Annotated in this window: 12 protein-coding genes, 1 tRNA gene, 1 pseudogene and 1 riboswitch; of the genes and pseudogenes, 5 read left to right on the top strand and 9 right to left on the bottom strand. The window is 73.4% G+C overall.

Annotated features, from left to right (window positions below; all coding sequences use genetic code 11):
* The first annotated feature begins 188 nt into the window (after positions 1–188).
* Positions 189–1,139, top strand: coding sequence for a tRNA (guanosine(46)-N7)-methyltransferase TrmB (trmB, locus tag C3486_RS16850; RefSeq protein ID WP_103833530.1), 951 nt, complete (start codon positions 189–191; stop codon positions 1,137–1,139).
* Between the two features lie 316 nt (positions 1,140–1,455).
* Entirely contained in the window at positions 1,456–2,766 is a 1,311-nt protein-coding gene (locus tag C3486_RS16845) for a PrsW family intramembrane metalloprotease (protein ID WP_258052820.1), read from the top strand.
* A gap of 70 nt (positions 2,767–2,836) precedes the next feature.
* On the opposite strand, the gene C3486_RS38790 is transcribed toward C3486_RS16845, so the two are convergent.
* Both C3486_RS38790 and C3486_RS38785 read right to left on the bottom strand, forming a co-directional pair.
* Positions 2,837–3,145: an HNH endonuclease gene (locus C3486_RS38790; protein WP_374936881.1), complete on the bottom strand. Its 309-nt coding sequence runs from the start codon at positions 3,143–3,145 to the stop codon at positions 2,837–2,839.
* Positions 3,146–3,321: 176 nt separating this feature from the next.
* Positions 3,322–3,780 (bottom strand): annotated as a pseudogene (locus C3486_RS38785) (YDG/SRA domain-containing protein); the annotation flags it as partial.
* Positions 3,781–3,920: 140 nt separating this feature from the next.
* Here C3486_RS38785 and C3486_RS16835 point away from each other — a divergent pair.
* Positions 3,921–4,220: a hypothetical protein gene (locus C3486_RS16835; RefSeq protein WP_181138578.1), complete on the top strand. Its 300-nt coding sequence runs from the start codon at positions 3,921–3,923 to the stop codon at positions 4,218–4,220.
* Between the two features lie 182 nt (positions 4,221–4,402).
* Here the strand turns inward: C3486_RS16835 and C3486_RS16830 are convergent, their stop codons facing one another.
* From C3486_RS16830 to C3486_RS16820, 3 genes are all read right to left on the bottom strand, one after another.
* Positions 4,403–5,377 (bottom strand): aldo/keto reductase, encoded by a 975-nt coding sequence (locus C3486_RS16830; protein WP_103833514.1) that lies wholly within the window; start codon positions 5,375–5,377, stop codon positions 4,403–4,405.
* A 242-nt stretch (positions 5,378–5,619) separates the two neighbouring features.
* Positions 5,620–6,051 carry a VOC family protein gene (locus C3486_RS16825; protein ID WP_103833513.1) on the bottom strand — a complete coding sequence of 144 codons (432 nt, stop codon included), beginning with the start codon at positions 6,049–6,051 and terminating at the stop codon, positions 5,620–5,622.
* A 397-nt stretch (positions 6,052–6,448) separates the two neighbouring features.
* A complete protein-coding gene (locus tag C3486_RS16820) occupies positions 6,449–7,486 on the bottom strand; it encodes a M23 family metallopeptidase (protein ID WP_374936880.1) in 1,038 nt (345 codons plus the stop codon).
* 434 nt (positions 7,487–7,920) lie between these two features.
* Positions 7,921–8,090: riboswitch (cyclic di-AMP (ydaO/yuaA leader) on the bottom strand.
* 245 nt (positions 8,091–8,335) lie between these two features.
* Between C3486_RS16820 and C3486_RS16815 the strand changes: the two genes are divergently transcribed.
* Positions 8,336–9,445, top strand: a complete 1,110-nt coding sequence (locus C3486_RS16815) for a DUF2332 family protein (protein ID WP_103833512.1) — start codon at positions 8,336–8,338, stop codon at positions 9,443–9,445.
* A gap of 114 nt (positions 9,446–9,559) precedes the next feature.
* Here C3486_RS16815 and C3486_RS16810 read toward each other — a convergent pair whose 3' ends face one another.
* From C3486_RS16810 to C3486_RS38035, 3 genes are all read right to left on the bottom strand, one after another.
* Entirely contained in the window at positions 9,560–10,675 is a 1,116-nt protein-coding gene (locus C3486_RS16810) for a PP2C family protein-serine/threonine phosphatase (protein WP_258052819.1), read from the bottom strand.
* 375 nt (positions 10,676–11,050) lie between these two features.
* On the bottom strand, positions 11,051–11,737 hold the full coding sequence (locus tag C3486_RS16805; RefSeq protein ID WP_103833510.1) for a hypothetical protein: 687 nt from the start codon (positions 11,735–11,737) through the stop codon (positions 11,051–11,053).
* Between the two features lie 61 nt (positions 11,738–11,798).
* Positions 11,799–14,225 carry a hypothetical protein gene (locus C3486_RS38035; protein WP_258052818.1) on the bottom strand — a complete coding sequence of 809 codons (2,427 nt, stop codon included), beginning with the start codon at positions 14,223–14,225 and terminating at the stop codon, positions 11,799–11,801.
* 464 nt (positions 14,226–14,689) lie between these two features.
* Here C3486_RS38035 and C3486_RS16795 point away from each other — a divergent pair, with 464 nt between their 5' ends.
* Entirely contained in the window at positions 14,690–16,849 is a 2,160-nt protein-coding gene (locus C3486_RS16795; protein ID WP_103833509.1) for a LuxR family transcriptional regulator, read from the top strand.
* 89 nt (positions 16,850–16,938) lie between these two features.
* On the opposite strand, the gene C3486_RS16790 is transcribed toward C3486_RS16795, so the two are convergent.
* A tRNA-Lys gene (locus C3486_RS16790) sits at positions 16,939–17,011 on the bottom strand.
* Positions 17,012–17,139 lie beyond the last annotated feature (128 nt).

Below are 17,139 nucleotides of genomic sequence, written 5' to 3'. Positions count from 1 at the left end.
TGCTCGAGCGGAACCGAGAGCTTGGGGAGGGGCGGGCACATCGGCACCCCGCCGACGGGCGCCGAGGCCGCGCCCCCACCCACCACCGGGCAGCCGGCGTCGCACCCCGCCCCACCCACCGGGCGGCCGGACCGCGTCCCGTCCCCGGCCTGCCCGCCCGCCTCGCCCCGTCCCCACCCGCCCGTAGAATCGACCCACTGTGTCCGAGAACCCCCGCCACCCCAGCCGAGCCCGCCCCCGCCACCACCGAGACGCGCGAGGGTGGCGCCGCCGTCCCGTCGGCGCCCGACGCGGAGGCCCCTCGGCAGCCGGCCGACCGGCCGACCCCGCACTCGGCCCCGCAGTCGGCCGACCAGCCGGCGGGCCGGCCGGCCCCGCAGACGCCCGCCGCAGGCACCCGGCCCGGCGGGCGCGAGCCCATGTTCCCGCACGGCACAGGCCCGGCCGCCGACCCGGCGGGCTCGCACCACGAGCGCCGCATCCGCTCGTTCCAGCCGCGCCGCAGCCGCGTCTCGCCCTCCCAGGCCGACGCGATCCGCCGCCTGTGGCCCAAGTGGGGCCTGGACATCGACGGCCTCTCCCGCATCGACCTGGACGAGCTGTTCGACGGCCTGCCCGTCGTCCTGGAGATCGGCTTCGGCATGGGCGAGGCGACGGCCCAGATGGCCGCCGCCGACCCGGACACCGGCATCCTCGCCTGCGACGTCCACACCCCTGGCCAGGGCAACCTCCTCGCCCTCGCCGAGCGCAACGGCCTGTCCAACATCCGGGTGGCCAACGGTGACGCGATCATCCTCCTCCGCGAGATGCTCGCCCCCGCCTCGTTGGCCGGACTGCGCGTGTACTTCCCTGACCCGTGGCCCAAAAAGCGTCACCACAAGCGCCGCCTGATCCAGCCGGAGTTCCTTTCCCTGGTCACGACGCGGCTCGCGCCGGGCGCGATCGTGCACTGCGCGACCGACTGGGAGCCGTACGCCGAGCAGATGCTCGAGGTCCTGAGCGCCGAGCCGACCCTGGAGAACCTGCACGACGGCTACGCGCCCCGCCCCGACTTCCGCCCCCTCACCAAGTTCGAGGGCCAGGGTCTGGACAAGGGGCACATCGTCCACGACCTCCTCTTCCGGCGCCGCGCCGACTGACCGGCAACGGCCGGTGGGCGACCGGCACCCCGCACGTTCTGGACGGCTCCCGCCCGGTTCCGAACAGCTCCCGCCCGCTCCGGACAGCTCCCACTCGGCTCCGGACGGCTCCCGCCCGCTTCCCAACCGGAAGCCGACCGGAATCCGACCGGAATCCGCCCCGTATTCGCCCCCGGTACCGACAGCTATCGGCCCGGGTACGTGAGTGCGCGCGCCGCCGCCACCTGGTGGTTACTGTCGAAGAGTGCACCCGTCACAGCCGTCACCGGACCGCCCCTCGGGTCCCTCGTACGGACCGCCGAGCGGGCCACCGGCCATGCCCCCGGCCCCGGACGGCACCACGACCGGTACGCGCGGCTGCCACCGGGGCGTCCTCGCCCGCCTGCTGTTCACGCGCCGGGAGTCACCGGCTTCCGCCCCCGCCTCGGCCTCCCGCCGAGCCTGGCTCCGCGTCCTCTCGCTCTTCACCCTCGTAGCGCTGCTGACCCTGTCCGGCATCGCCATCCTGACCATGGTCCGCCGGCAGACCGGCACCGAGGGCTTCCTGGTCGGCTTCGCACTCGCCGTCTTCCCGGTACCGGTTCTCGTCACGGTCTTCCGCTGGCTCGACCGCGTGGAGCCGGAGCCCTGGCGCAACCTCGCGTTCGCCTTCGCCTGGGGCGCGTGTGCCGCGACGCTCGTCGCGATCGTCGCCAACGGCTTCGCGACCCAGTGGCTGAGTACGAACATCGCCAGCGTCTCGCCCGCCGACGCCGAGACCTGGAGCAGTACGGTCGTGGCGCCCGTCGTGGAGGAGTCGGCGAAGGCCGCCGCCATCCTGCTGCTCTTCGTCTTCCGCAGACGGCACGTCGACGGCATCACGGACGGCATCGTCATCGCCGGCCTCACCGCCACCGGCTTCGCCTTCACCGAGAACGTCCTCTACCTAGGCAACGCCGTCGGCCGTGACCTCTCCCTCGGCTCCCTCAGCCTGCACTCACTGGCCGGGCTCGCCGACTCGCTCACCGCGGGCACCTTCTTCGTACGCGTCATCATGTCGCCGTTCGCGCACCCGCTCTTCACGGTCCTGACCGGCCTGGCCTTCGGCATAGCCGCGACCCGTTACCCGCACCACCGCGCGCTGCGCCTGGCGCTGCCCGTCCTCGGCCTCACGACGGCGATCCTGCTGCACTCCATATGGAACAGCGCGTCCTCCCTCGGCAGCTTCGGCTTCCTGGCCGTCTACGGGCTCTTCATGGTCCCGGTCTTCGCGGCCGTCTCCTGCCTCGCGGTCTGGTCCCGCCGCCAGGAACTGCTCTCCCTGCGCACCTACCTCCCCCCGTACGCGGCCGCCGGCTGGCTCACCCCGACCGACCCGCTCACCCTCTCCTCCCTCAAGACCCGCGCCCTCGCCCGGACGATCGCCCGCCGCACCCACGGCCCGGCCGCGGCCCGCGCCGTCTCCGAGTACGCCGCCGTGGCCACGTCCCTCGCCTTCCTCCGCCGCCGCGCCCACCGCACCGGCCCCACCCCCGACTTCCACACCCGCGAACGCACCCTCCTCCACCACCTCTGGCAAACCAAACCCCTGGCCCACCCAGCCCTCACCCACGCCCACCACACCCGCCACACCCCACCCCCCGAATAACCGCGACCCCGGGCTCCGGCCCGACTAACGCGGCACCGCCACGCGGGGCTGGCCCGTGGCAGGGAGGGCGCTAGGACGTGGACAGCTTCTCGTCCCACCACGTGCGGTGGTACCTGATGTAGTCGATGCCGAGGTTGTGCCCGGGATACCGGGTGAGTTCGGGAAAGACGGCATCCGGCTGCGCGGCGGCCGCGCGGTCCACAACCCGCCAGTCGTCCGAGATGTAGAGGGCACCGTTGTCGAGGCGCACGTGGCAGTTGGCGCAAAGGCAGAGGACGTTCTGCTCCACATCAGGCCCCCGATGCCGTTTCCCCAGCGGCCGGATGTGCGCCCCTTCGCTGTATGCCTTGCCCCCGCGCCCACGAGGCGGATGCCACACACCTGGCACGTGTGGTCGTACATCTCCTTCACGCGCCGTACGACCGCGGTGTCCCGCACGATGCGCTGCACGGTCGTCGTACGCGTCTCCGGAAACTTCTCCTCCGCGTCGAAGTCGAAGAGCGCGGCGATGTCCTGCTCGGCCTTGGTGAGTTCCTGCTGTGAGTCCGTCAGGCGGTACAGGTCGAACTGGCAGATCTGCCAGCCGGACTTCCCCGGCACCATGCGGATGTCGGTGATCTCGTAGAGACCGTCGTACCGGTAGCCCTCCTTGGGCGAGTACTGCTTGTCGCCCTTGTGCCCACGGATGATGCGGATGGGGTGCCCACGCTCGTGGCTCCGCTTCAACGCCGCGTTGTCCTTGTAGTCCCAGTCCTGGTCAGCGATCTGCTTCTTCCGCTCATCGCGGGCGCCAGCACCGGTGTAGCGGATCCAGTCCCAGTGGTCTTCGTCGTCCTCGTAGCCACCGTTGAGGACGATCGCGTTCGCGACCCAGGCACCGTCCGAATCCTTGTTGATCGAGATACCGGACTGGTGCTGGTAGTGCAGCTTCGCCGCCTTGACGGCTTCCCTGTCGCCGAAGACGGTCCCGGGGACCACCCCGTCCACGTGCCCAATGAACGTTTCATTCGCCATCGACTCATCGTGGCAACGTTGTGATCATTTCAGACCGAAATAGGGCGCGGAGTGAGCGGCATCACTCCGCCCTCCGACGGGCGCCCAGATGCCCGGTCGTAGCATCGGCCGAAAGGTCCCATGATGTGGAGGTTGTCGTGATGGCTCGGGTTCCGGCGAGTGTGGTGGCGGCTGGTGGGCTGGTCGGGGGGTACGGCGTGGCTCGGTGGACGAAGAAGCGGCCGCTCGGGGGCGTGGCGCTGGCGGCGGCCGGGGCCGTGGCCGCTCGGGAGTGGCAGCGGAAGGGCGGGAACGGTACGGCGGCCGCGCTGAGCGGGCTGTACGTGGCGGCCTTCGCCGGGTCGCATCCGCTGGCGAAGAAGGTGGGCGCGTGGCCTTCGGTGTTCGCCGTGGCCGGGGCCGTGGCGGCGGCGTCCTGGCTGGCCGTCGACCGGAAGTGACCCCAGAGGCCAGAACCTCAGGGGAGGGGGCCCGGAGGGCCGGCACCTCGGGGAGCCAGAATCCCAGAGGCCAGAACCTCAGGAGAGGGGGCCGCAGGGGCGGGAACGCGTCGAGGGCGGCTGCGTACGGTTTGTACGCGGCCGCCCTCGGTGTGTGGCGCGAGTGCGTGCCAGGTCGCGGGTTACTCCGAGGCCTCCGTCAGCTGGGAGACGTCCTCCTTGGTGAGGCGGAGGGTCGAGAGGGCCATGAGGGCCGGGAGCTGGGCGACGGTGCGGGCGCTGGCGATGGGGGCCGTGACCGTGGGCTGGGCGGCGAGCCAGGCGAGGGCGACGGTGGCCTGCTCGGCGCCGTGGCGTTCGGCGACCTCGTCGAGGGCGGCGAGGACGCGGCGGCCGCGCTCGGTGGCGAGGTGTTCGGCGGCCTTGCCGGAGCGGGCGCTCTCCACGTCCGTGCCCGGGCGGTACTTGCCGGTCAGGAAGCCGGAGGCGAGGCCGTAGTACGGCATGGCGCCCAGACCGTGCTGGGCGGCGACGTCGCGCAGCGGGCCCTCGTACGTGTCGCGGGAGACGAGGTTGTAGTGCGGCTGGACGGCGACGTACTTGGCCAGCCCCTCGCGGTCGGAGAACTCCAGGGACTCCCGGAGGCGTTCCGGGGAGATGTTGGAGGCGCCGATCTCGCGGACCTTGCCGGCCTTCACCAGCTCGTCGAGGGTGGAGATGATCTCGGAGACCTCGACCGACTCGTCGTCGTAGTGGGTGTAGTAGAGGTCGATGTAGTCCGTGCGGAGGCGGGTCAGGGACTCGTCGACGGCCGCCTTGATGGTGGCGGCGGACAGGCCCTTGCGCTCGGGGAGGGCGCCGACCTTCGTGGCGATGACCAGGTCGGAGCGGCGGCCGCGGGCGGTGTGCCAGTCGCCGATGATCGCCTCGGATTCGCCGCCCTTGTTGCCGGGCGCGAAGAAGGAGTACGCGTCGGCGGTGTCGACGAAGTTGCCGCCGGCCGCGGTGAACGCGTCCAGGACCTCGAACGACGTCGTCGTGTCGGCGGTCCAGCCGAAGACGTTGCCGCCGAGCGACAGCGGGGAGACGGACAGCGAGCCGAGCGGCTTGGAGGCGGGCACCGGACCGGGCGCGGATGCGGGTGTAGAAGTGGCCATGTTGTCGTTCAGCGGGCGGGGTCGGGGAGATATTCCGTTTCCGTTGCGTGCCCCACCCGGGTGGGTCAACGGAGGACGGATCCGCGCCAGCCGCGCCATCCGCGCCCTGGCCAGTACGGTCGCCATGGGGCGATGGTGGCCGTGAGCGGTCGCTAGTAGTCGCTAGCGGTCGCTGGTGGTCGTGAGCAGGCGCTGGTGGTCGTGAGCAGGCGCTGGTGGTTGTCAGCAGGCGCTGGTGGTTGCTAACGGGCGCTCAGTGGGGCCGGGGCCTCCTGGACCGTCCAGCCGTTGCCGTCGGGGTCCTTGAAGAACAGGAACGAGTTCCAGGTCTCGCCGCGGCCCTCGGTCCAGCCGTCCGCGCCGAGGTGCTGGACGGGGCCGACGTCGACGCCGCGCCCGAGCAGTTCGGCGCGGGCCGCCTCGATGTCCACCACGCACAGCTGGAGGCCCTGGAGCGCGCCCGGCGCCATGCCGGCCTGGCCGGGAGCGGCGGGCATGCCCTGGATGAGCGCGATCGAGCAGCGGGAGCCGGGCGGGGTCAGCTGGATGATCCGTACGCCCTCGCGGACCTTTGCGTCGACGTCGACCGTGAAGCCGCACCGCTCCGCGTAGAACGCCTTCGCGCGGTCCAGGTCGGTGACGGGGACGGTGATGACTTCGAGGGTCCACTCCACGGGGCCGTCCTTCGCTCGGCGCCGGGGCCGTGCCGCCCAGGCGCGATGGCCGTACCGCCCCGGGCACGATGGCGGGGCCGCCCCGAGTGCGGTGACGGGGTCTTCCATTCTGCGCGGGCGGACCGCCCCCTGCCTCTCGTAGGGCGCGAATGCCCCTTCCCCAGCCACATGAAAGGCCGACGGCCCCGATGTGTGGGGCATCGGGGCCGCCGGAGTGTGCGGGTCCGCGTACGGAGGGCCGGCGGCCCGTGCACGCGGAGACCCGGCCGTCGGCCACCGCCTCTCCCCTCCTGCTGTGTGCGCCCCCGCAGGGGCCGGGGCGCACGAGGCGGCGGCAACGGCAGACAAGTGCCCGGGGCGGGCGGCCGGAAGCCCGCGGGCGGCGGATCGGCCGAACTCAGACCTTCAGGCCGTGATCGCGGAGCCAGGGCATCGGGTCGATCGGGGAGTCCGGGCTGGGGCGGACCTCCAGGTGGAGGTGGGGGCCCGTGACGTTGCCCGTGGCGCCGACCCGGCCGATGACGTCGCCGGTGTTCACCTTGCCCGAGGTCTTCACCATCGAGGAGAGGTGGCAGTACCAGAGCTCGGTGCCGTCGTCGAGCGTGACGACGATGCGGTAGCCGTACGAACCCGCCCAGCCGGCCTGTGTGATCGTGCCGCTGTGCACGGCCTTGGCCGGGGTGCCCGTCGGGGCGGCGAAGTCCAGGCCGGTGTGGTCGGCGGCCCAGCGGTCGCCGGCCTGCCCGAAGGTGGCGGTGAGGGTGAAGGAGGAGACGGGCAGGGTGTAACTCTTGGCCAGTTCGGCGAGCTTGGCGGCGCGCTCGGCCGCCGCCTTCTTGCGCGCGGCCTCCTCGGCCTCGGCCTTGGCCTTGGCTTCGGCCTTCTTCTTGTCGGTCTCGGCCTGCTCCCGGCGCTCGGCCGCGGCCTTCTCCGCCCGTGCCACGGCGGCCCGTTCGGCCGCCTCGCCGGCCTCCTGGTCGGCGGAGTGCTGGGCCTGCTCGGCCTGTTCCAGGATGCGGGCGCGGAGTGCCTCGCCCCCGCCCTGGGCCTGCTCGGCGCCGGCGGCCCGGGTGAGCGGTCCGCCCTGCGCGTCCGCCGCGTCGGCGGAGTCGTGGGAGACCAGCTCGCCGATGCCCGGCAGGGATTCGGCCGCCGGGAGCTTCTCGGACACGTGCTCGGCCATGCCGCCCAGGTCGGGCATGGATATGGAGACCTGCGGCTTGCCCTGCGCGGTGGCGATGCCGCCCGCGCCGACCGCCGCCATCACGCCGACGCCCAGGACCGTGCTGCTGCGGGCGAGTCCGCCGCGCTGCTTGGCCACGCGGTGCCGGCCGCGCACCGGGCGTACGGACTCCTCCGTGGGGTTCCACTCCTCCCACGGTCCGTCGTCCTGACCGTCGCTCAGGCCCTCGTGCGCGCGGCCGGCTTGGGCGATGCCGGCGTGCGCGGCGCCGCCGTGGGAGAGGTCCGCGTGCGGAAGGCCGCCGCCGTGGAACGTGTCGGCATCACCGGCCCCGGCACCGCCCGCGGCGGGAAAGACGGCCGTGTCGGACACGGCCGGGAACGACGCGGTCTCGGACACAGCGGGGAACGACGCGGTGTCGGACACGGCAGCGAAGCTCGCGGTGTCCGAAGCGGTGGAAACGGTGGGGAACGGGGCGGCGGCGCGGGGCGCGGTACCGGTGAACGACGCATCGGCGTGCGTGCCGGGCGCCTCGTGGCCCGCGTAGGCGTACGGGTCGTAGGCCGCGCCCTCGTGGGTCGTGAGGGGTTCTCGCGCCGTGCGGGGCTCGGGCGCCGTAAAGGGCTCGTACGCGGTCCGGCGGGACGGGTCGGGGGCAGGCTTGTTGGACGCCACGAGGGCGCACTCCTTTCCTTCCTTCTCGCCTACCGGGTTAGCTGACGGGTTCGGAGCAGGAAGGTCTCCTACGGGCGGCTCCGAGGAGTCGCCCGATTCACCCCAAGGTGGTGGTTCCCCGGTTCCCTTGGCAGGTGGTGCGGTACTGAAGTGCGCTGTTGGGATTCGGCGTCGGCGCGCGGTGCCGCCACTTGCGACGGCTGAAACGACCGCGCTGCGTTATCGGACAGTAATAGACGGGGCGGCCGGATTCCAAGCGTTCCCCGGAATCCGTACGCGCTTTGACCAGGACTTATGCGTCCACCCGTGGGCAAATACGGGCGAGTTGACCGAGCATCGGAAACCCGTACCGGGCTGATCGTTTGTCAGTTGTTATGCGGAGGGGTGCGTAGCAATTACGGACAGTGAGAGCAGTAGCGTCTGATCATGGTCGTCAACAGCGCGCAGGCAGTGGCGGATCGGTACGCGGACTTCTCGTGGCAGCAGGCCCGGGGCGAGTCGGACGCCCATGAGGAGCTGACCGCCCGGATCAGTCGGGACCCGGAGTTCTGCGACTTCCTCGGCGCCTCGCTGCCGCCCGGCGACAAGCGGCAGCCCGGCCTCCTGCTCGCCGCCGTCCGCTACCTCGACGGCCCGCACGCCGCACAGGGGCCGCGCGGCGACTTCGCGTACCGCACCTGGCGCGAGTGGACCATCCGGCACTGGGACGACGTACGCGACGTCCTGACGCGGCGGTCCGCCGAATACGACGAGCCCGCGCGGTGCGCCGCGCTCCTCCCGCTCCTCGCCGGTCTCCCCCAGCCGCTCGCGCTCCTGGAGGCCGGCGCGTCGGCCGGGCTGTGCCTGTACCCGGACCGGTACCGCTACCGGTACGACGGCGGGCCCGAGACCGGTGGCCCGGGCAGCCCGGTGGTCCTTCCGTGCCGTACGTCCCCGGGCACGCCGGTGCCGGCGGCGCCGCCGCGGATCGTCTGGCGGGCCGGGATCGGGCCCGACCCCCTGGACGCGGCCGATCCGGACGACGTCCGCTGGCTCCGGGCCCTGGACTGGCCGGAGGCCGGAAGCGGTACGGATGCCGGAAGCGGTACGGGTGCCGAAGGCGGTGTCGGACCGGGCGCCGGGGCGGGCGGCGGACCGGGGGTCGGACCGGGCGTTGGATCGGCCCTCGAGGCCGTGCGCGGAGCGCCACCGGCCTCCCTCGTACGCGGCGACCTGCTGGACGAGCTCCCGGCACTGGCCGCACGGGCGCCGCGCGAGGCGACGCTGGTCGTCTTCCACACCGATGCGCTGGGCCGCCTTCCTCTGGAGCGGCGGGAGGAGTTCGTACGGGTCGTGCGGTCGCTGCTGGCGGACCGGCCCGGGCACTGGGTCTCCCTGGAGCACCACGACGTACTGCCGTGGCTGCCGGGACCGCGGCCCGCCGATCCGTACCGGCTCACCCTCGCCGTCGACGGCCGGCCGGTGGCCTTCACGGGGCGGCGCGGGCGCAGCGTGGAGTGGCTGGCGGAGCCCCGGGGGCGGGACCAGGAGCAGTAGCAAGAGCGGGGGGGGGAGCGGGAGCGGGGGCAGAGACAGAGGGAGGCCGGGCGGCAGGTCTCGGGGCCACGGGAGTACTGAGCCGGGGCGCGCCCATCAGGCGGGGCCGCGGCCTCAGCCCTCCGGTCTGCGGAGTGCCAGGAGGGCCATGTCGTCCGCCGTGTTGCCTCCCGTGTGCCGCGCGACGTCGTCCACGAGGGCGTCCAGGAGCGCGTCGGGGCCGGTGAACGTCCGCCCGGTGAGCCGGACGGCCGGCTCGTAGAACGCGCCGGCGGTGTTCCGCGCCTCGGTCACCCCGTCGGTGAACAGCAGCAGCGTCGCGCCGGGCGGGAACGGGGACTCGTCCGCCCGGTCCGGCCAGCCCGCGACCTCGCTCATCCCGAGCGGCAGCGCCGGGGTGCGCGGCTCCAGCGTGTGCAGCGTGCCGTCCGCGCACAGCAGCAGCGGCGCCGGATGGCCGCGGTTCAGCACCCGCAGCACCCCGCGCTCCTCGGACGGCACCTCGGCGAGCACGGCCGTGGTGAACCCCTCGAACTGGTCCAGCCCCTCCCGCCGGCTGCCCTCGCGCTGCAGCGCCCGTTCCAGCCGTCCGGCGACCGCCTCCAGCGTGGACTCCTGCTCGGCGGCCTCCCGGAAGGCACCGATGACGATCACGGCGGCCTCCACCGCCTCCAGGCCCTTGCCCCGTACGTCGCCGACGATCAGCCGTACGCCGTGCGGGGTGTCCTGCACGGCGTACAGATCGCCCCCGATACGGGCGTCCGCCTGCGCCGCTTCGTACCGCGCCGCCACGTCCAGGCCGCTGATGCGGTCCGGCGGCAGCGGCAGCACGGCCCGCTGGGCCGCCTCCGCCACGTCCCGCACGGAGGCGAGCCGGGCATCGCTCATCCGTACGACCCGGTTGATGGCGAGCGCGAGGACGGCGACGACCAGGACGGTCACCGCCTCGGTGTACGACGCGTAGCCGCCGTTCCGGCCGTGGAAGGCGACCACCCCGAGCTCGGCCAGTACGGACAGACCGGCGGTCAGGGCGGTGAGGCGCAGGGAGTACAGCGGAGCGGCCACCAGCGGAGCCGCCGAGAAGAAGGGCGCCGCGGTGTACTGCGTCGGGGTCAGCAGGTCGAAGGCGAGGCCGCCGACCAGGAACACGCCGGGCAGCCAGCAGACCAGCCGGCGGCCGAACCGCGGCAGCCCGTCCCGCCGGGCCTGCCGTTCCCGCTCTCCCGGCATGCCCGTCCCGCCTCGCCCCATCCGTACCGGCCTCTTTCCCGCGCCGCTTCCCGTGCCTGTTCACGCGCCCGTCAGCACCGCCGTCCCAGGGTGTCCGCCGGGACGCGGCACGGCGACCGGTCGGGGGCCGGACGGGTCATCCCCGGGCGCGGCACGCATCGCGAACGGGTCGCCTTCAGGTCCGGGGCCCGCACCGCGCAGCCCCACGGCCGCGCGCCGGACACATGCCCACGGCCGCGCACCGAGCACATGCCCATGGCCGCGCACCGAGCACATGCCCATGGCCGCGCGCCGGGCGCATGCTTCACGCGCCCCGCAGTCACCTCAATTCCTGCGGTGCGCGCTGCCGCAGTCACCCTGTTACCGCGGTGCGCGTTACCGCAGTTCCCGCAGGGCGCGCTCGCCCGGTTCGGCCGCCGTCAGGCGCGCCTCGGCGTCGGCGGCCCACGGCGCGTCGTAGGCGCGGGCCGCGGCGATCATCAGGGCCAGCTGCAGCCCGAGGTCGAAACCGAGCCGCTCGCGCTCCGCGAGCCGCCGGACGCCGCGGTCCACCGCGTCCCGCAAGGCGGGCAGGCACGCGGCCATCAGGTCGGCGCGGAGCAGGGCGCTGACCCGCCGGTCGAACTGGACGCGGTCGGCGACGGCCAGCAGCGCCTGCGCGGCGCGCACCCGCTCGTCCCGTGTGCCGCGCTCGTCGACCATGTCGGCGCTCTCGCCCACCGCCTCGGCCAGCAGCCCGAAGGTGTCGTCCTGGGCGTGCAGCCTGTCGTACGAGGCCCCGCGCCAGTCCACCGCCTCCGGGGCCGCCGCCGCTCCGGCGACGGCCGCATAGCCGGCCGCGTCGCCCCACCTGGTCAGCGCGAGGCAGGCGAGGAAGCGCTCGTACGGTCCTTCGTTCCGGTCGCCCAGCACCTCGGTCAGGGCTTCGGTGCGGTCCGCGTAGCCGCCGTCGAGTCCGTCGCTGATGACGTCGTCGGGGTCGGCGCGGTCACCGTCGAAGTCGGTGAAGAGGAGCCTCACGATCCGCTCGCCGGGCTCCCCGGAACGCGTGCTGTCGGCCATTCGGTGCTCTGCTCCTGTACTGCTCTCGGGTGCTGCGGCCGTGCGCGGGGCGGGCATGGCCTCACGTCCGGGCGGTGGGGTAGGGCCCCTTGACGTACTCCTTGGGCACGATGCCGCTGATCAGCCATTCTCCATCACGGCGCGTATTGAGGAGCGCCATCACGCGCCTCTGCACCTTGCTGGTCTTGCTCTTGCTGAGGCCCAGCTCCTTCACGAACCGGGTCACCGCGTCGGTGTCGGAGGGCTTCAGGTCGGCCGGTACGTCGACCTCCTTGCCGGCGGCCTTGTTGATCTCCCCGGCGATGTCCTGCTGGATCCGCTCGGGGCGCCAGATCTCCACGTCCCGTACCCGTCCGGCGTCGATGTCCGCCTGAAGGCGCCGGTAGTCGACGCTCACTTCGTGCGCGCCGTACACCTTGCCGGTGCCGTCCCGCGGGGCGAACGACGTGAACTGGCTGGCCTCCTTGGCGTCCTTGTTGGCGCCGCCCAGGACGTGCTCCAGGGGGGTGATGGTGCCGTCGGGCTTGGCCGGGACGATGCCGATGTCCGGGTCGAAGCGGGATTTCCGCAGTCCGAAGGTGTTGTGCGTGGCGCCGAAGTCGTCGTCCTGCCGGATGACCTCGGGGTCGTCGCCCCCGGTCCCCTTCGGCGGCAGCCCACCCGGCTCCGACGCTCCGGCATCGCCCCCGGACGCACCGTCCGTGCCGTCAGCACCGTCGGCCGGACGGCCGTCCCCGTCGGGCCCGCCCCCATGGCCATGCGGCGGCGCGTCACCTTCGTGCGGCTCCCCGGCACCGCCCTCGTGGGGCCGCACGGCATCGCCCTCGTGCGGCGACCCCGCACCGCCTTCGTGCGGCCGCGCGCCGTCACCTTCGTGCGGCGACCCCACGCTGCCCTCATGCGACGCCCCCGCAGCACCCTCGTGTGCCGCCCCCGCAGCACCGTCGTGCGGCGACTCCGCGCCACCTTCGTGCGGCGCCCCCGCACCGCCCTCGTGCGGCGACCCCGCGCCGCCCTCAGGGGCCCGCGTCCCGTCGCCCACGAAGCCGTCGGCCGGGGGCGGGGTGTGGCCGCCCCCGGCGGGCGGGGTGGCGTCGGCCGCGTGGGTGCCCGCGCCGACGAGTGCGGGCTCACGGGCCGGGGGCGCGGCCTCCGGCACGGCGTCCGCCGAGGCCGGGCGGACGTCCGGTACGCGCTCCCTGGGTGCGTCGGCCGCCTCGTGGAGGACGTTGCCGTGCGCGTCCAGCAGCCGGCCCTCGCCGTCGAAGTACCGGACCGGCTCGCCGGGCCCGGTCGGCAGCCGGGTGGCGTCGTCCGGCAGCCGTGCCGCGTCCGCCGCCAGGTCCGGCACCTCCACCCGGCCGGCGCCCCGCAGACCCCGGACGGCGTCGCCGATCCGGGACAGGCCGGCCCCGGCCGCCCTGCCCACGTACGTCATGGGGTCGATGAGCCGGCCGGCCCGGCCCGCCGCGGACAGCGCCCTGGCCACCGCGCCCGCCCGGCCGGCACCCGCCGCCGCGGCCCCCGCGCCGCCGGTGAAGACCGTGGTGAGCACGTTGAAGGTGACCGCACCGGCCGCCCGCCCCGGGTTCTCGCCCCACTGGTCCCAGGCGACCAGCGCCTTGCCGGTCTCCTTCATCGCCGTACGCGAGTCCCGCAGCCAGGACGGCAGCTGGTCGTCCGGCTGCGACCAGAAGGCCACGTTCACACCCGGTACGACGCTGATCGCCAGGCCGGTGATCAGCTGCCCCAGGCCCTTCCACGCCCGGCCGGCGGCCTCCCAGCCGTTGAAGCCGAGCAGCGTGCCCAGCCCCTTGATCGTGCCCCAGATCCCGTCGACGATCAGGCCGTCCCAGAAGAAGGACTTCAGCCAGTAACCGATCTCCCACCAGTGGTGCTTCTCCTCCACCGGCTCGCCCCACGGGAGTTCCTTGGACTTCTCCATGTCGTCGGCGGAGAAGCCGTACTGGTTCTCCTTGCCCGAGCCGTCCCCGGCCACCATCTGCGTGCCGCCCCACAGCGCGGTGATCTTGTTGTGGCAGGTGCGCTCGGCGGCCCAGAAGGCGGCGACGGTGGCGGTGATGTCGTTGAGGATGCGGTTGTGCTCGGCGATCAGGTCGCCGTCGTAGTCGCCGTCCTCGTCGTCCTTGTGGTCCCGGATGAAGTCCTGTGCCTCGGTCTTCAGCCTGGCGAGCTTCGGCACCAGCGGGCGGATCTCGTCGGCGTACGCGGACAGCGCCGAGGCGACCGTCTCCAGGTCACCGGCGAAGGCGTCGGCACGGTCCTTGACCGGCTTGGTCGAGGCGAACAGCTTCTCCGCCTCCGGCGCCTTGTAGTACGCCGACAGCCCCTGGAAGTGGGAGTGCACGTCCGAGCCCGTACCGCGGAGGTGCCCGGCGTCCGCCTTCAGCGCCGCGTGGTCCTTGTCCAGCTGCGTCAGATCGCCGGTGAACTGGGGTATCTGATCGGGCTTCAGCTCGATCTTCATGCGGCCGGCGCCCCCGTCGTCCTCAGTGCTGCCGCTTCCGGACTGTCCTGCGGTCGCGGGCTGCGCCCCGTCATTCGTGCACTCTCCGAGTCCCGCCGCCGGGAGCCCCGGTACTTCCCCGGCGGCCGGGCGGCCCAGTCGTTCGCCGGTTCATGATCGCAATCAGGAAGCGGCCATGACAAACGCCGTCCGGGGCGTGACCGCACGAGCCGCCGCCGATGCCCGTTCCCACCCGACCGGGAGAGCGTTTCCCCTCGCACCTTCGGCCCGGCCGGGTGCTCAAGATCGCGCGCCGAAGGGGCCGCCGCCCGACCCTCCACGACCTCTTGCGATCCGCCACGATCCGCCGTGCGGCACATACGGGCGGTTTGCCGTCAGCCGTCGCGCCACGCGGCGCACCTGGTGCAGGCTGCCGTCCTCAGCACACACAACGGGCCTGGGCCCGGCCCGAGGAGGCAATCGTTGTGGCGGCGAACAGCTGGCGGGGCGGGGAGCCGGGCGAAGAGCGGCGGGTGGGCAACCTGACCGCACCGCGGACGGAGATGGTCGACCGCCGCGCTGAAGTGGCGGAGATCGGCCGGATCTTCGAGGGCGCTCCGGGCGCGGCGCCGGCCCGGCTGGTGACGCTCACCGGGGTCGGCGGGGTGGGCAAGACCCGGGTGGCGCTGGACGCCGCCGCAGCCCTCCAGCCCCGCTTCCGCGACGGGGCGTGGCTGGTGGAGCTCTCGCCGCTGCGCCAGGGCGTCCTGCTGGCGCACACCATCGCCGAGGCGCTGCCGCTGGCCGACCAGACCACCCGCCCGATGATCGACGTGCTGGCGGAGTACCTGGCCGAGCGGGAGCTGCTGCTGGTGCTGGACACCTGCGAGCACCTCACCGACGCCTGCGCGCTGGTCACCGAGGCGCTGCTGCGGGCCGCGCCGGGCCTGCGCATCCTGGCCACCAGCCGCCGCGTCCTGGACGTCGTGGGCGAACGCATCCTCACCATCGATCCGCTGCCCGTACCCGAGGACGGCGACGCGCGGGCGAGTACGGCGGACGCGGTGGTCCTGCTGACCCTGCGCGCGCAGGAGGCGGTGCCCGGTTTCACGGTCACCGAGGACGACCACGCGGAGCTGGTACGGCTGTGCCGGCGGCTGGACGGGCTGCCGCTGGCGATCGAGCTGGCCGCGGCCCGCCTGCGCGACCTGCCTGTACGGGAACTGACCGCCCGGCTGGACGACCGCTTCGCCGTCCTGGGCGACACCGACGGCATCACCTCCGACGCCGAACCTCCCTGGCACCAGGCCCTGCGCACGGCCATCGGCTGGAGCCACCAGCTGTGCACCCCCGCCGAACGGCTCCTGTGGGCCCGGCTGTCGGTCTTCGCCGGCAGCTTCGACGCCGAGACGGCCCGGCAGGTCTGCGCCGACGACCACCTCCCGGCCTGGGAGAGCCCGGCCGTACTGGGCACGCTGACGGAGAAGTCGATCCTGATCTGGCAGCCCACCGGGGGCGGCGAGCGCTACCGGATGCTGGACACCCTCCGGGAGTACGGGGCGCACTGGCTGCGCGACCTCGGTGAGGAGGACGCACTGCGCCGCCGCCACCGGGATCACTACCTGGCCCTGGCCCGCCGGGGCGACGCCGCCTGGATCGGGCCCGACCAGTTCGCCTGGTTCGACCGGATGACCGCCGAGCACGACAACCTCCGCACGGCGCTGGAGTACAGCCTGGCCGAAGCCGAGGGCCGTGCCGAGGGCCATCTCGCGCTGGAGATGGCCGCGGCGCTGTGGTTCTTCTGGTACGGCTGCGGGTTCGTCAAAGAGGGCCGGCACTACCTGGACCAGGCTCTGGCCGCCGACACCGCTCCCTCCGCGACCCGGGTGAAGGCCCTGTACGTCAGCGGTCCGGTGCTGGTCTACCTCGGCGATCTGACAGCGCTCGAGGAACGGGCCGCCGAGTGCACCGCCCTGGCCGCGCACTTCGGCGACACCGAGCGGAGTTACGCGGCCGCAACCGAGCTGCGGGTATGGGTACTGCGCGGCGATCCGGAACAGGTGGTGCCCCGGGCCGAGGCCCTGCTCGCCACGGACTGGCGCGAGCGGCCGCTCACCTTGCTCCCCCTTGCGGCCCTGGTCTTCGGCACCCACTCGCTCGTCACCGCCGGCCGCTTCGAGGAAGCCATCGCCTGGCTGGACGAGCTGAGCGCCGCCTGCGACCGCAGCGGCGAGCGCAGCATGCGCGCCTGGGGCGACTTCGTCCGCGCCCAGGCCGAGCTGGCGCTGGGCCGGTTCGAGGAGGCCCAGGAGCACGCCCGGGCCGCACTGCTGGTCAAGCGCCGACTGCGCGACGGCGTGGGCACCGGCATGGCCCTGGAAGCGCTGGCCTGCGCCGCCACCGCCACGGGCCAGAACACGGAGGCCGCCTGGCTGCTCGGTCTGGCCACGCAGCTGTGGGAGACGCTCGGCCGGCCGCAGGCGGGCGTCCCCGCGGTGGTGGCCGCCCGCCAGACCTGCGAACGCCGGACCCGTGAAGCCCTCGGCGAGGACGCCTACCGGCACGCCTTCGAGGCCGGCTGCGCCACCGACCTGGACACCGGCATCGCCCAGGCCCTCCGCCACGCCGCTGCGCCGTCTCCCTGACCCGGCCACAAACGCGCGGCGTCCCCGCCGGCCAAGCCGACGGGGACGCCGCGCAGCAGGCCGGCGGGGTCTCCCCCGTTCTTCTGCGGTGGGCCATCAGGGGCTCGAACCCTGAACCAATGGATTAAAAGTCCACTGCTCTGCCAATTGAGCTAATGGCCCGCACCGAGCAGCATAGCCCGCGCTCGTGCCACAGCTGGAAGGCATTGTCACTCGGCGGGGTCGAAGTGGCCCGGAGCGGTCGTGCGCCGGCCGGTGCGAACGGCCGGTGGGCCCGCCCCAGAAGGGAC

Source organism: Streptomyces sp. Ru73, from assembly GCF_002920575.1.
Taxonomy (GTDB): domain Bacteria; phylum Actinomycetota; class Actinomycetes; order Streptomycetales; family Streptomycetaceae; genus Streptomyces.
The sequence above is the reverse complement of the archived record's forward strand: the minus strand, read 5'-3'. Positions and strand labels throughout refer to the sequence as shown.